A 13,288-nucleotide genomic window follows, 5' to 3' on the forward strand; every position below is an offset into this window, starting at 1 on the left:
ACCTCGAAGATTGCCGGGGCCGCTTTGCGGCCCTTTCGCAACACAAGGCCGCTCCCACAGGTACAGCGCCAGGCTTGAAGTCTGCGAAAAACCTGTGGGCGTTAACTTGCCGGCGATAGAGCCGCCGCTGGCAACCCAAAAACCTCAGACCGAAGGCTGGGTCAACGGCGCCGGGGTTGTCCATAGGCTACCCAGGTTCTGCAACAACGACCCAGCAATCCCCTGCTGCCCCAGGTACTGCAGAATCAACGGCGCAAACTGCCCGATCATCCCGGTATCCATCCCCAGCGCCTTGAACGCAGTGTCCAGGTCGCTGCGGTTTTCCACGTTGCTGCCCAGCGCATTGCTCAAGGCTGACTGGTTTTCGCTGTTCTTGCCCAGCAAATCGCCCAGGCCACTCAAGCCACCCAGCGCATTGGCCCCGGCCAGCAGGTCCAGCCCCGGTACGGCCTTGGTCAGTTGCCCATAGTCATCGCTGCTCAGGTTGTTGCGCGCCAAGCCCAGCATTGCGCCTGCGCCGCCGACAGCCTGTTCGGGGGTGATCTTCAATTCGCTGCCCAGGGTGTTGAGCAAATTGGCCTGTGCCTCGGGCGCCTGCACCTGGGTTTGCTGGCTCTGCTTCGGGTTTTGCATGGCCGACACAGCGTTGGCGGCATCGTTGAGATTGAAGGCGAACACCGGGCTTGCGGCCAGGGTCATCAGGGTTGCCAGGGTGAATGCTTTCATTGGAGAGGACCTCGTGGGCCGGGATGGCCGGGGAAACGACAAATTTGACTCAGCGCTCCGGTGTTTGTTCCGGACCGGTTGTCGAGACTTCAAGCGGATCAGGTCAGTGGCACCAGCCTGTTATTTTTGCCAGTAGCGCCATGCACTGGACATCGGAATACTGCTAACAACAAGTCACATCAAACAGGCCAAGGTGATGAAGAAGCCCCCCGATTCCGACCGCGCACCTCATTTTTCTGCATACACGTTATATGGCTACGCAATTAATGCACCCGAAGAGCAATGCTTTTTGGCATTTAATGGTCAGCTCCGAGATGCATTGACAGGTCTCTATGCCCTTGGCAATGGTCATCGCAGTTACAACCCCGTCCTACAGCGATTTCAATCAGCTGACATGTTAAGCCCGTTTGACACAGGCGGTATCAATGCATATGCCTACTGCGGTGGAGACCCCATCAATCGCACGGATCCATCAGGAAGAAGCTGGATGAGTTTATTTAAAGGTATCGCCAACTTATTCGGGCGGAAAAGAGGTCGAGATCGAGTTCCAGTACCTCAAAGAGCACCCACTGCCCAAGCGCTACACTCGGCTCGACTAGAAGGTACAATCCCACCATCCTATGATCAAGCCAACTCGGAGAATTTACTACTTCCGAGCTATCAACTCGTTGAAGACAAATTGTTGCCACGGCAACAGCAACGCCTTGGCGAAATCCGAGAACGAAGAAGAATAATTTATGCCGACATAAAAACTCTGAAATACCGTCCCGACGAGGTCCCTGAGCTTATGAGGAGCGAACTAGCAAAGCTCGCCAATCGATCGTTGCGCCTACGCAGTCGATCAGCCAGCGATCTCACGCAACCGATCAGTTTCTCGCCACATTATTCAACTGCGATAATCGAAGCCGCACCCCCATCGCAGCCAAATAGGCAGATCAGGCGTAGCTAAAGCGCCGCCGACAGACTCACTGCCTATTAATCTGAACAGCGAACTTCGAAATGCCTAGTTGTCATTGATCATATTTTCAGCTTTCCGGATACCCCTTAAAAAACCCCTCGATTTGAGGGGCTTTATGTTAGATCACGAGATCAAGCCGCACCCCACATCTTATGCGGATCAATCACAAACTTCTTCGGCACACCCGCATCAAACTCGCCATACCCTTCCAGCGCCTGTTCCAGGTTGATCACCTGCACGTCCACCACTTCAAGCAATATTGATCCGGCCCCACATGATCGCCTGCATCAGCTGGCAGTTGTACCTCATGGTCAGTGGCTGGCCAGTGTGGAAGCTGTGCGACTTCGCCCAACCCTGGCCAAAGCAGACGCTCAGCGCGCCGCATTCGGCCAACACCTGATATTTCTACCAGTATCAAAATCCCTGCGACTGTTCAGAATGGGCATCATGCAGCCTCCATTTATCCAGCACGGCAGAGACTTGAATCATGAGCAAAGCGTCGAATTGTTCGCTTTTCTTCTACCAGGGCGACAAGCTGATCACCGTGAAACAAGTCGATAAGCATCGCGCCATCTTCCGCAATGCGGAACAACCGCTGGCTGAGCAGCAGACGAATGGAGACCGCAGCATTGCATTGCTGGCCACCAACGATAAGGGTTCGGTTCTCAGTGTTGAGAGCGAAGGTGATAAGGAGGACCACCCTTACTCAGCCTATGGGCACGACCCATCTCTGCCCTCGTTAAGGACTACGACTGGCTTCAATGGTGAGGTTTTCGACATTGGTTCGAACTGCTATCTGCTTGGGCTTGGATACCGCGCCTACTCACCACGTCTCGGACGCTTTGTTGCTGCAGATAACTGGAGCCCTTTTGGTCAGGGGGGCCTGAACGCTTACTGCTATTGTGAGGGCGACCCAGTAAACAGCAGCGACCAAAGCGGCCACATGCGTGTTTACCTAGCTAATGGTCAGATAATGAGGACTAGCAAGAATGCAGCGATTTCCGCTGGTTCCTGGTTGAAGCCGTTAGATTTCAACAGAACAGCTCATCGAAAGGCACTTATTGACACAAAATTGCAGATGCCTCGCAGGGTAAAAGCCGACAACTCGGTCACTGAAGGGCGTACCCACATCAGGGTGTTTGAGCTATTCCAAAACCCAGGCAGCAGTACTGAAGTAGCTCACGTCCGGGCAATGGATATGCAGACATTCAAGCGCAATCGCGCGGAGATTGGCGTGTTAACCAGACTGCATGACGAAGGCGACAGAGCCCCAGCCTTGAATTATCTGGCTAGGGCCGCAGCGCTCATGAACAAAAAATAAGAAATTGTCCCAGATTGGCGAAGCGCTTTGGCGCAAAGGCATTACGCCAAATTGGCCGACTACCACACTACCTGCTGATGCCAGGCGCGAGATCAGAAAGTCGAACTCTTGATAGTGTAAAGATGCCCTCAAAAGAGGGCATCTTTATTTGGCCTTAAGCCGCACCCCACATCTTGTGCGGGTCAATTACAAACTTCTTCGGCACACCCGCATCAAACTCGCCATACCCTTCTGGCGCCTGATCCAGGTTGATCACCTGCACACCCACCACTTCAGCGATGTTGATGCGGTCCCACATGATCGCCTGCATCAGCTGGCGGTTGTACTTCATGGTCGGGGTCTGGCCAGTGTGGAAGCTGTGCGACTTCGCCCAGCCCAGGCCGAAGCGGATGCTCAGCGCGCCGACTTTGGCAGCGGCATCCACCGCACCCGGGTCTTCGGTCACGTACAGACCTGGGATACCGATGCTGCCGGCAACGCGGGTCACTTGCATCAGCGAGTTCAGTACAGTGGCCGGGGCTTCATGCTTGGCACCTTCGTGACCATGGCCACGGGCTTCGAAGCCAACGGCGTCAACGGCGCAGTCCACTTCCGGCTCACCGAGGATGTCGACGATCTGCTCATGCAGCGGGGTGTCTTTGGACAGGTCGACCACCTCGAAGCCCTGGGACTTGGCGTGGGCCAGGCGGGCAGGGTTCAGGTCGCCCACGATCACGCAGGCAGCGCCCAGCAGGCGGGCCGAGGCAGCGGCGGCCAGGCCGACTGGCCCAGCGCCCGCGACGTAAACGGTGCTGCCTGGGCCTACGCCAGCAGTCACGGCACCGTGGTAGCCGGTTGGCAGGATGTCGGAGAGGCAAGTCAGGTCACGGATCTTTTCCATGGCCTTGTCGCGCTCTGGCAGTTTCAGCAGGTTGAAGTCGGCGTAAGGCACCAGCACGTATTCAGCCTGGCCGCCGGTCCAGTCGCCCATGTCGACATAGCCGTAGGCACCACCAGCACGGGCTGGGTTAACGGTGAGGCAAACACCGGTGTGCATCTCTTTGCACGAGCGGCAGCGGCCACAGGCGACGTTGAACGGTACCGATACCAGGTCGCCGATCTGCATGCGCTCGACGTCGCTGCCCTTCTCGACGATTTCACCAGTGATTTCATGGCCCAGAACCAGGCCGACCTGGGCAGTGGTACGGCCACGGACCATGTGCTGGTCGGAGCCGCAGATGTTGGTGGAGACCACCTTGAGGATGACGCCGTGTTCGATCTTCTTGCCGCGCGGGTCCTGCATTTTCGGGTAGTCGATCTTCTGCACTTCGACCTTGCCGGCGCCGAGATATACCACTCCACGATTGCCAGACATGCTCTTACCTCGCTTGATTTTTATTTATGCAGCGGTGGTTGAACGCGCCGCCATCCATGGGCGGCATGTGTTTCTGGAATGAGGGGAATTGTGGGCCTGATGGGCCAAGATGCGCTGACTGGAAGCGACAGAGAGATACCTGTTTGCGCCGACGCATACAGAAGCTCTTCGGCTCAGGTGGCCGTCGGAAATCCATTGCAAGCACTAGCCTGAAATCGCAAAAACTAGCATTTTTGATAGGTGTGGAACCACATGTTATGGAATACGCTTGCAACAGCTGTTTGCACACTACAAATGGGAAGATTAAAATGTCGATCGAAAAAGGCAACAATACACCACCACCTAATAAAAGCCGCCACATCTCGACGCTCAACCCCACATCAAAGAGCAAGAAACCTATTGCGTATACCGTCTACGGATTCAGCACATCACAACAAGGGCTTGAGCCCCCTCTCGGCTTTAACGGCGAGCGATTGAGCCCTCTACCCGCCGGTTACCTCCTGGGTAACGGATATAGACTGTACTACCCACAGCTCATGCGCTTTTTGAGTAGCGACAGATCAAGCCCTTTTGGAGGCGGAGGGATAAATTCCTACGGTTATTGTGCCGGTGACCCCGTAAACAAAACCGACCCATCAGGACACGCGCCAATAATTTTCCGGCCTTTTGTCAAACTCTATAGGTGGGTGTCAAAGCGACTGAACAGTTCTCATGTCATACAGCAACCCTCCATGGAACTAAACAGTCGCCATAGAAGTTGGAGCAGTTCGAGCAGTTCGAGCAGTTCGAGCAGTTCGAGCAATGCTGGTGCTGGTGCTGGTGCTGGTGCTGGTGCTGGTGCTGGTGCCAATTTTATTGCAATGAGACCAGCGATGAGCCGTAGTAGTAGCGGCGTGAGTAGTATAGGCGGTCCTAGGTATTCTCTTCAAAGAAAAATCAGTGCTGCCCCCAGTTCGGGCTACGATGCCTACTCCGATTTAGATATCCACTTTGGCAGAGCCGAACCAGTACGTGACATGAGAAAAAATATTAAAGCACAAGGATTTATTGAGTTTGATGAATTCCTTGTACGGAAACTTGATATGAAGCTTTGGTACACTGATGACGTGGATGAATATTTGCAAACCATACAACGTATAGATATAAAAAATGCAGAGATACGGAAATGGATGGACAGTTACCCTAACGCTCAGGCTGCCAGCCATTACCCCATATCATGGGGTCATTAACTCTGTTTATTTGCTCAAAGCACCACGGTCCGATTAGCGTTCAGGAACACCCGCCGTTCAATGTGGTAACCGACCGCCCGCGCCAGTGTCAGGCATTCGATATCGCGCCCTTTGGCAATCAGGTCTTCCGGGTAGTGGCTGTGGTCCACCACCTCCACGCCCTGGGCAATGATCGGCCCTTCGTCCAGGTCGTTATTGATGTAGTGCGCCGTGGCCCCAACCATCTTCACGCCCTTGTTGTACGCCTGGTGATAAGGTTTGGCACCCTTGAACCCAGGCAACAACGAATGGTGAATGTTGATCGCCCAGCCATCCAGGCGCCGGCACAGCTCGGGCGACAACACCTGCATGTAGCGGGCAAGGATGACCAGCTCGGCGCCGGTCTCCTCAATCACCTGCAGCACTTTGCGCTCTTGCCCAGGCTTGTCCTTGGGGTCGAGGGCAAAGTGGTAGTAGGGAATCTTGTGCCACTGGGCCAGGGGTTCGAGGTCGGGGTGGTTGGACACCACCGCGACCACGTCCATGCCCAGCTGGCCGATGCGCTGGCGATACAGCAAGTCGTTCAGGCAGTGGTCGGCCTTGGACACCATGATCACCACCTTGGGGCGGTGGTTCGGGGCGGTCAGCTCGAAAGCCATGCCGAACGCTTCGCTGCGCTCGGCGAGGCCGGCGCGAAAGCCGTCCTCGTCGAAGCCATCAGGGGCACGGAACTCCACGCGAATGAAGAACCGTCCAGACTGCCGGTCATCGAAGGAGTGGTGCTCCGTCACGTAGCAGCGCTGCTCGAAGAGGTAACGCGTCACCACGTCGACGGTGCCGAGCATGCTCGGGCAGTCGGCGGTGAGAATCCAGGTATCCGGTGCCCGACTCATGTTCTGCTCTCCTTAAGCCTCGATGCTCAGGCCGTACTCGGCCGAAGCGTCCTGCAGCCACAGCCACCAGTAGTCGGCGAAGCTGCGGCGAATCACCAGCTCCCAGGTGTCTTCGGCGGTGCGGCGGATCACCAGTTGCGACTTGGCGAACACAGTGCCGACAGCCTTGCCCACCGGGAAGTTGTTCGGGTGAACATCATAGCTGGTGGACTTCATCAGCACTTCGCGCACGTTCGGGCCGCGCAGCTCCAGCAGGCTTTGCCCGCCGCTGACGTTGACCACCTGGATATGCTGGCCGTCGAGGGCCGCGCGCAGCTTTTGCTCGACCGCCAGTTCCTGGCCGCCGGGCACGATCAGCAGCCACTCGTCGGGGCCAACCCATTGCAGCGACATGTCGTTGTTGGCGACCACGGTCAGCGCCACGGGCAGCTCCAGGCCCAGGGCCTTGTGCACGCCGGCGGCGAATTCCGGGTTGTGGCCATCACCGCGAAGGGTGAGGTGGCCGAGGAACTTGCGTTCACGCAGGGTCACGCCTGCGTTCTTGCGGCCTTTGCCAACCAGGCTGGCCAGGTCGGCGTGGTGCAGTGGCGACTGGGCCTTGGCCTCGGCGCCGGGGTTTTGCTGGAAGACGTTGATAGCGCTCATTTCTTACCTGCCTTGAATTCTGTAGGTCGCATGCGGTGCCATGGCGGGTGGTGCATCCTGTGGGAGCGGGTTTACCCGCGAATGCGAGGGTGGATTCACCGCCCTCTTCGCGGGTGAACCCGCTCCCACAGGGCCCTCATTACCAGCCCGGCACCGTTTGCCATCCGGGGGCCTTTAGACGTTCTGCCGCTCACCCTTCGGATCGAAGAACACCGAAGACACGATCTCCGCCTCGATCACGCTGCCATCCGCCTGCGGCGAGTAGACTCGCTCGCCCATGCGCTTGAGGCCGCCTTTGACCACACCCATGGCAAACGAGTAGCCCAGGGAGTTGGAGGCATAGCTGGAGGTGACGTGGCCAACCATGTCCATCGGGATCGGCTGTTTCGGGTCGAATACCAACTGAGCGCCTTCCGGCAGCCACTTGGTCGGGTCGACCGGCTTCAGGCCTACCAGCTGCTTGCGGTTCTCACGCACGCAGTCTTCGCGGTTCATGCCACGCAGGCCGATCCACGAGAACGGTTTGTTGCGGCCAACGCACCAGCTCATGTTCAGGTCGTCCGGGTTCATCGAACCGTCGGTGTCCTGGCCAACGATGATGAAGCCCTTCTCGGCACGCAGTACGTGCATGGTCTCGGTGCCATACGGGGTCAGGTTGTACTTCTTGCCGGCCTCGATGATCTGTTCCAGCACGCCCATGGCGTAGTTGGCCTGCACGTTGACTTCGTACGACAGCTCGCCGGTGAACGAGATACGGAACACACGGGCCGGTACGCCGCCAACGTTGCCTTCCTTCCAGGTCATGAACGGGAAGGCTTCCTTGTCCATGTCGATGTCGGTCAGCTCGCTCAGCAGCTTGCGGCTGTTGGGGCCGGACAGGGTCATGGTGGCCCAGTGGTCGGTGACCGAGGTGAAGTACACCTTCAGCTCCGGCCATTCAGTCTGGTGGTACAGCTCCATCCACTGCAGCACGCGCGCGGCGCCGCCGGTGGTGGTGGTCATGATGAAGTGGTTGTCGCCGACGCAGGCGGTTACGCCGTCGTCGAAGACCATACCGTCTTCCTTGCACATCAGGCCGTAGCGGGCCTTGCCCACGTCGAGCTTGGTCCAGGCGTTGGTGTAGATGCGGTTGAGGAACTCACGGGCGTCCGGGCCCTGGATGTCGATCTTGCCCAGGGTCGAGGCGTCCAGCAGGCCCACGCTGTCGCGTACGGCCTTGCATTCACGGGCCACGGCGGCATGGATGTCTTCGCCGGCTTTCGGGAAGTACCACGGGCGCTTCCACTGGCCGACGTCTTCGAACTCGGCGCCGTTCTTCACGTGCCAGGCATGCAAGGCAGTGAAGCGCACGGGCTCGAACAGGTGACCACAGTGACGGCCCGCTACCGCGCCGAAGGTGACCGGCGTGTAGTTGGGGCGGAACATGGTGGTGCCCATTTCCGGGATGGTGATGCCGATCGAACGGGCGGCGATGGCCAGGCCGTTGATGTTGCCCAGTTTGCCCTGGTCGGTACCGAAGCCCAGCGCGGTGTAGCGCTTGACGTGCTCGACCGACTCGAAGCCTTCACGGGTGGCCAGCTCGATACCCGCTGCAGTCACGTCGTTCTGCTGGTCGACGAACTGCTTCGGCCCTTTGGTGCCTTTGTCGTGCGGCACCTGGAACAATGCCACGGTGGCCTCTTCCTTGCGCGCTACGGTTTTTGGCAGGGTGCCAACGGTTGCCTTGAAGCCCGCTTCGGTAGCTGCGCGCACACCGCCTTCGAAACCATCGGCAATCACATCGCCAAGGGCGTAGACACCGTTGATGCCCCCGACGCATTCGCGTTTCTGCGGTGCATCGCCCGGCACGAAGCCGAGAATGTCGTCACGCCATACCGGGCGACCGCCCAAGTGCGAGGCGAGGTGGACGATCGGGCTGTAACCGCCCGAGGACGCGATCAGGTCACACTCGAGGGTTTCGCCTGGGCTGGTGACTTTGTGCGCCTGCACATCGATGGCCGCCACGCGGGCGCCGGTGACGTGCTTGCTGCCTTTGGCCTCGACCACGGCGCTGGAAGTGAGGATGCGAATGCCTTTTGCACGGGCCTCTTCAACCAGCGAGCCACGTGGGTTGTGGCGGGCATCAGCGATGGCGACCACCTGCAGGCCGGCGTCGTGCCAGTCCAGCGCGGCGCGGTAGGCATGGTCGTTGTTGGTCGACAGCACCAGCTTGCGGCCAGGGGCCACACCGTAGCGGCGAACGTAGGTGGACACGGCACCGGCCAGCATGTTGCCCGGCACGTCGTTGTTGCCATACACCAACGGGCGCTCATGGGCGCCAGGCGCCAGTACCACACGCTTGGCACGCACACGGTGCACGCGGTGGCGAACCTGGCCGATCGGGGCGCGGTCGCCGAGGTGGTCGGTGAGGCGCTCGTGAATGGTCAGGAAGTTATGGTCGTGGTAGCCGTTGACCGTGGCACGTGGCAGCAGGGTTACTTCCGGCAGGCCTTCCAACTCTTTGACCACGGCGTTGACCCAGTCGGCGGCAGGCTTGCCGTCAAGGGTTTCGCGGGTGTCGAGCAGGCTACCGCCGAACTCTTCCTGCTCGTCGGCCAGGATCACGCGGGCACCGCTGCGCGCAGCGGCCAGTGCGGCGGCCAGGCCAGCAGGGCCGGCGCCGACGATCAGCACGTCGCAGTGCTGGTTCATGTAGTCGTAGCTGTCCGGGTCGTTCTGCAGCGGCGCACGGCCAAGGCCTGCGGCCTTACGGATGTACTTCTCGTACGTCATCCAGAACGATTTCGGGTACATGAAGGTTTTGTAGTAGAAGCCCGGCGGCATCATGCTGCCGCCTACCTTGCCGAGGATGCCCATGACGTCGTTGTTGACGTTCGGCCAGCCGTTGGTGCTGGTGGCGACCAGGCCTGCGTACAGCGCCTGCTGGGTGGCACGCACGTTAGGGATCTGGGTGGCTTCGCTGGAGCCGATCTGCAGGATGGCGTTCGGCTCTTCGGTGCCGGCGGCGATGATGCCGCGTGGGCGCGAGTACTTGAAGCTGCGGCCAACGATGTCGACACCGTTGGCCAGCAACGCGGCGGCCAGGCTGTCGCCGGCATAACCCTGGTAGGTCTTGCCGTTGAAGGTGAAGTTCAGGACCTTGCTGCGGTCGATACGGCCGCCGCTGGCGAGGCGATAGGTCTGGCTCATACTTTTTCCCCTTGGCCTTTGACGGTCGACGGTGCGTTCGCCGCTTTACCATTGGCGGTCACTTGCGGCTTCTCGCCAATCTTGTAGGTTTCCAGAATTTCGTAGGTCACGGTGTCGCGAGTGACGTTGAAGTACTGGCGGCAGCCGGCAACGTGGTCCCACAGTTCATGGTGAATACCGCGCGGGTTGTCACGGTAGAACATGTAGGTACCCCACTCCTCGTCGGAGCAGGCGTTAGGGTCCAGCGGGCGGGCGATGTGCGCCTGGCCAGAGGCGTGGAACTCTTCTTCGGAGCGCAGCTCGCCGCAGTGGGGACAAAAAATATGCAACATGACGGTGTCTCCGGTTAGTGGGCGACGGCGGCGGCGCCGTGTTCGTCGATCAGTGCGCCGTTGTAGAAACGGTCCATGGAGAACGGCGCGGCCAATGGGTGCATTTCGCCCTTGGCCAGGCTCGCGGCGAAGACGTTGCCCGAACCCGGGGTCGCCTTGAAGCCGCCAGTGCCCCAACCGCAGTTGAAGAACATGTTCTTGACCGGGGTCTTGGTGATGATCGGGCAGGCGTCCGGCGAGGTGTCGACGATGCCGCCCCACTGGCGGTTCATGCGCACGCGCGAGAGGTTGGGGAACATTTCGACGATGGCCTGCAGGGTGTGCTCGATCACCGGGTACGAACCGCGCTGGCCGTAGCCGACCCAGCCGTCGATACCGGCACCGATCACCAGGTCGCCCTTGTCGGACTGGCTGATGTAGCCGTGTACGGCGTTGGACATGATCACGCTGTCGATGATCGGCTTGATCGGCTCGGATACCAGCGCTTGCAGCGGGTGCGATTCCAGCGGCAGGCGGAAGCCGGCCAGCTTGGCCATGTGCCCGGAGTTACCAGCGGTGACTACGCCGACGCGCTTGGCGCCGATGAAGCCTTTGTTGGTTTCCACGCCGATGACCGCGCCGTTTTCCTTGCGGAAGCCGATCACTTCGGTTTGCTGGATCAGGTCAACGCCCAGGGCGTCGGCAGCACGGGCGAAGCCCCAGGCCACGGCATCGTGACGGGCCACGCCGCCACGGCGCTGCACGGTTGCGCCAAGGATCGGGTAACGGGTGTTCTTCGAGCAGTCCAGGTACGGGATTTCGGCCGCGACCTGGGCGGTGTTCAGCAGCTCGCCATCCACGCCGTTCAGGCGGTTGGCGCTGACACGGCGCTCGGAGTCACGCATGTCCTGCAAGGTGTGGCACAGGTTGTAGACGCCGCGCTGGGAGAACATCACGTTGTAGTTGAGGTCCTGGGACAGACCCTCCCACAGCTTCATGGCGTGCTCGTACAGGTGGGCCGACTCGTCCCACAGGTAGTTGGAACGCACGATGGTGGTGTTACGGGCGGTGTTGCCGCCGCCCAGGTAACCCTTCTCGATCACGGCGACGTTGGTGATGCCGTGCTCTTTGGCCAGGTAGTAGGCCGTGGCCAAGCCATGGCCGCCACCGCCGACGATGACCACGTCGTACACCTTTTTAGGGGTTGGCGTGCGCCACATGCGCTGCCAGTTCTCGTGGTGGCTGAGGGAGTGCTTGAAAAGGCCGAAGCCCGAGTAACGTTGCATGGTGTGTGACTCCACTCAGCGGTAAACAGGGAAATCTGCGCACAGCGCCGCGACGTTCTTCGCCACATCGGCTTCGACGTCTGCGTCACCGAGGTTGTCGAGGATGTCGCAGATCCAGCCGGCCAGGGCCACGCACTGGGCGACCTTGAAGCCACGGGTGGTGACGGCCGGGGTGCCGATGCGCAGGCCCGAGGTGACGAACGGCGACTGCGGGTCGTTCGGCACGGCGTTCTTGTTGACGGTGATGTGCGCGCGGCCCAGGGCGGCGTCGGCATCTTTACCGGTAAGGCCCTGACGGATCAGGCTGACCAGGAACAGGTGGTTGTCGGTGCCACCAGACACCACGTCGTAGCCACGGTCGATGAACACCTGGGCCATGGCCTGGGCGTTTTCGATCACTTGCTGCTGGTAGGCCTTGAAGCCTGGCTCCAGCGCTTCCTTGAAGCACACGGCCTTGGCGGCGATGACGTGCATCAACGGGCCGCCCTGGGCGCCTGGGAATACAGCGGCGTTGAGCTTCTTCTCGATCTCTTCGTTGGACTTCGCCAGGATCAGGCCACCACGCGGGCCACGCAGGGTCTTGTGGGTGGTGGTGGTGACCACGTCGGCGAACGGGATCGGGTTCGGGTACAGGCCAGCGGCAACCAGGCCGGCAACGTGGGCCATGTCGACGAACAGCAGCGCACCGACCTTGTCGGCGATGGCGCGGAAGCGAGGGAAGTCGAGGGTCTTGGAGTAAGCCGAGAAACCGGCAACGATCATTTTCGGCTTGTGCTCGACCGCCAGGCGCTCGACTTCGTCGTAGTCGATCAGGCCGGTGTTGGTGTCGATGCCGTATTGCACAGCGTTGTACAGCTTGCCCGAGGACGACACTTTGGCGCCGTGGGTCAGGTGGCCGCCGTGGGCCAGGCTCATGCCGAGGATGGTGTCACCGGCCTGCAGCAGGGCCAGGTAGACCGCGCCGTTGGCCGACGAGCCGGAGTGCGGCTGGACGTTGGCGTAGTCGGCACCGAACAGCTGCTTGGCGCGCTCGATGGCCAGGGCTTCTACCTTGTCCACGTGCTCGCAGCCACCGTAGTAGCGCTTGCCCGGGTAGCCTTCGGCGTATTTGTTGGTGAGGCCGCTGCCTTGGGCCTGCATGACGCGCTTGCTGGTGTAGTTCTCCGAGGCGATCAGCTCGATGTGATCTTCCTGGCGCTGTTCTTCGGCATTCATCGCCGCCAGCAGTGCGTCGTCGTAACCCTGGATCTGGTCTTGCTTGCTGAACATCGTGTATCTCCCGGCAGCGATCGTTTTTTGTCGTAAGGCACTGTGGCCCTTTGTGGCGATGGTATGACTGGCGGGGTCGGGTCAGATGCCTGCGCACGCCTTGCAATGGCGCGTTTACGACATTCGTT

The 13,288-nt window shown here is 59.9% G+C and carries 11 protein-coding genes and 2 pseudogenes; 4 read left to right on the plus strand and 9 right to left on the minus strand.

The window, feature by feature from the left end:
• Positions 1–144: 144 nt before the first annotated feature.
• On the minus strand, positions 145–726 hold the full coding sequence (locus tag APH35_RS15010) for a DUF2780 domain-containing protein (protein ID WP_060515049.1): 582 nt from the start codon (positions 724–726) through the stop codon (positions 145–147).
• Between the two features lie 196 nt (positions 727–922).
• Here APH35_RS15010 and APH35_RS29755 point away from each other — a divergent pair, with 196 nt between their 5' ends.
• Entirely contained in the window at positions 923–1,675 is a 753-nt protein-coding gene (locus APH35_RS29755) for an RHS repeat-associated core domain-containing protein (protein ID WP_082425806.1), read from the plus strand.
• A 140-nt stretch (positions 1,676–1,815) separates the two neighbouring features.
• Here APH35_RS29755 and APH35_RS28380 read toward each other — a convergent pair.
• Positions 1,816–2,074, minus strand: a pseudogene (locus APH35_RS28380) (formaldehyde dehydrogenase, glutathione-independent); the annotation flags it as partial.
• Positions 2,075–2,171: 97 nt separating this feature from the next.
• On the opposite strand from APH35_RS28380, the gene APH35_RS15015 reads away from it, so the two are divergent.
• The gene (locus tag APH35_RS15015) at positions 2,172–3,005 is read left to right on the plus strand and encodes an RHS repeat-associated core domain-containing protein (protein ID WP_060515050.1); all 834 of its coding nucleotides are present in this window, start codon (positions 2,172–2,174) and stop codon (positions 3,003–3,005) included.
• 154 nt (positions 3,006–3,159) lie between these two features.
• On the opposite strand, the gene fdhA is transcribed toward APH35_RS15015, so the two are convergent.
• Positions 3,160–4,359, minus strand: coding sequence for a formaldehyde dehydrogenase, glutathione-independent (gene fdhA / locus APH35_RS15020; protein ID WP_060515051.1), 1,200 nt, complete (start codon positions 4,357–4,359; stop codon positions 3,160–3,162).
• A gap of 308 nt (positions 4,360–4,667) precedes the next feature.
• Between fdhA and APH35_RS29400 the strand changes: the two are divergent.
• Both APH35_RS29400 and APH35_RS29405 read left to right on the plus strand, forming a co-directional pair.
• Positions 4,668–4,991, plus strand: a pseudogene (locus APH35_RS29400) (RHS repeat-associated core domain-containing protein); the annotation flags it as partial.
• A gap of 99 nt (positions 4,992–5,090) precedes the next feature.
• Positions 5,091–5,588 (plus strand): hypothetical protein, encoded by a 498-nt coding sequence (locus APH35_RS29405; protein ID WP_256213770.1) that lies wholly within the window; start codon positions 5,091–5,093, stop codon positions 5,586–5,588.
• A 14-nt stretch (positions 5,589–5,602) separates the two neighbouring features.
• On the opposite strand, the gene purU is transcribed toward APH35_RS29405, so the two are convergent.
• From purU to APH35_RS15055, 6 genes are all read right to left on the minus strand, one after another.
• The gene (gene purU, locus APH35_RS15030; RefSeq protein ID WP_012270122.1) at positions 5,603–6,460 is read right to left on the minus strand and encodes a formyltetrahydrofolate deformylase; all 858 of its coding nucleotides are present in this window, start codon (positions 6,458–6,460) and stop codon (positions 5,603–5,605) included.
• Positions 6,461–6,472: 12 nt separating this feature from the next.
• The gene (locus APH35_RS15035; protein WP_012270121.1) at positions 6,473–7,105 is read right to left on the minus strand and encodes a sarcosine oxidase subunit gamma; all 633 of its coding nucleotides are present in this window, start codon (positions 7,103–7,105) and stop codon (positions 6,473–6,475) included.
• A gap of 174 nt (positions 7,106–7,279) precedes the next feature.
• The gene (locus tag APH35_RS15040; RefSeq protein ID WP_060494181.1) at positions 7,280–10,294 is read right to left on the minus strand and encodes a sarcosine oxidase subunit alpha; all 3,015 of its coding nucleotides are present in this window, start codon (positions 10,292–10,294) and stop codon (positions 7,280–7,282) included.
• Positions 10,291–10,626 (minus strand): sarcosine oxidase subunit delta, encoded by a 336-nt coding sequence (locus APH35_RS15045; protein ID WP_012270119.1) that lies wholly within the window; start codon positions 10,624–10,626, stop codon positions 10,291–10,293. The genes APH35_RS15040 and APH35_RS15045 overlap by 4 nt, the downstream gene beginning before the upstream one ends.
• A 14-nt stretch (positions 10,627–10,640) precedes the next feature.
• On the minus strand, positions 10,641–11,891 hold the full coding sequence (locus APH35_RS15050; RefSeq protein ID WP_003255680.1) for a sarcosine oxidase subunit beta family protein: 1,251 nt from the start codon (positions 11,889–11,891) through the stop codon (positions 10,641–10,643).
• Positions 11,892–11,906: 15 nt separating this feature from the next.
• Entirely contained in the window at positions 11,907–13,160 is a 1,254-nt protein-coding gene (locus APH35_RS15055; protein ID WP_003255681.1) for a serine hydroxymethyltransferase, read from the minus strand.
• Between the last annotated feature and the right edge of the window lie 128 nt (positions 13,161–13,288).

Source organism: Pseudomonas sp. NBRC 111132 (assembly GCF_001320565.1).
Classification (GTDB): Bacteria; Pseudomonadota; Gammaproteobacteria; order Pseudomonadales; family Pseudomonadaceae; genus Aquipseudomonas; species Aquipseudomonas putida_P.

What these genes read in the sequence shown, in the direction of transcription:
- APH35_RS15010 (WP_060515049.1), bottom strand. Translation starts at nt 726, where the DNA reads ATGAAAGCATTCACCCTGGCAACCCTGATGACCCTGGCCGCAAGCCCG.
- APH35_RS29755 (WP_082425806.1), top strand. Translation starts at nt 923, where the DNA reads ATGAAGAAGCCCCCCGATTCCGACCGCGCACCTCATTTTTCTGCATAC.
- APH35_RS15015 (WP_060515050.1), top strand. Translation starts at nt 2,172, where the DNA reads ATGAGCAAAGCGTCGAATTGTTCGCTTTTCTTCTACCAGGGCGACAAG.
- fdhA (WP_060515051.1), bottom strand. Translation starts at nt 4,359, where the DNA reads ATGTCTGGCAATCGTGGAGTGGTATATCTCGGCGCCGGCAAGGTCGAA.
- APH35_RS29405 (WP_256213770.1), top strand. Translation starts at nt 5,091, where the DNA reads ATGGAACTAAACAGTCGCCATAGAAGTTGGAGCAGTTCGAGCAGTTCG.
- purU (WP_012270122.1), bottom strand. Translation starts at nt 6,460, where the DNA reads ATGAGTCGGGCACCGGATACCTGGATTCTCACCGCCGACTGCCCGAGC.
- APH35_RS15035 (WP_012270121.1), bottom strand. Translation starts at nt 7,105, where the DNA reads ATGAGCGCTATCAACGTCTTCCAGCAAAACCCCGGCGCCGAGGCCAAG.
- APH35_RS15040 (WP_060494181.1), bottom strand. Translation starts at nt 10,294, where the DNA reads ATGAGCCAGACCTATCGCCTCGCCAGCGGCGGCCGTATCGACCGCAGC.
- APH35_RS15045 (WP_012270119.1), bottom strand. Translation starts at nt 10,626, where the DNA reads ATGTTGCATATTTTTTGTCCCCACTGCGGCGAGCTGCGCTCCGAAGAA.
- APH35_RS15050 (WP_003255680.1), bottom strand. Translation starts at nt 11,891, where the DNA reads ATGCAACGTTACTCGGGCTTCGGCCTTTTCAAGCACTCCCTCAGCCAC.
- APH35_RS15055 (WP_003255681.1), bottom strand. Translation starts at nt 13,160, where the DNA reads ATGTTCAGCAAGCAAGACCAGATCCAGGGTTACGACGACGCACTGCTG.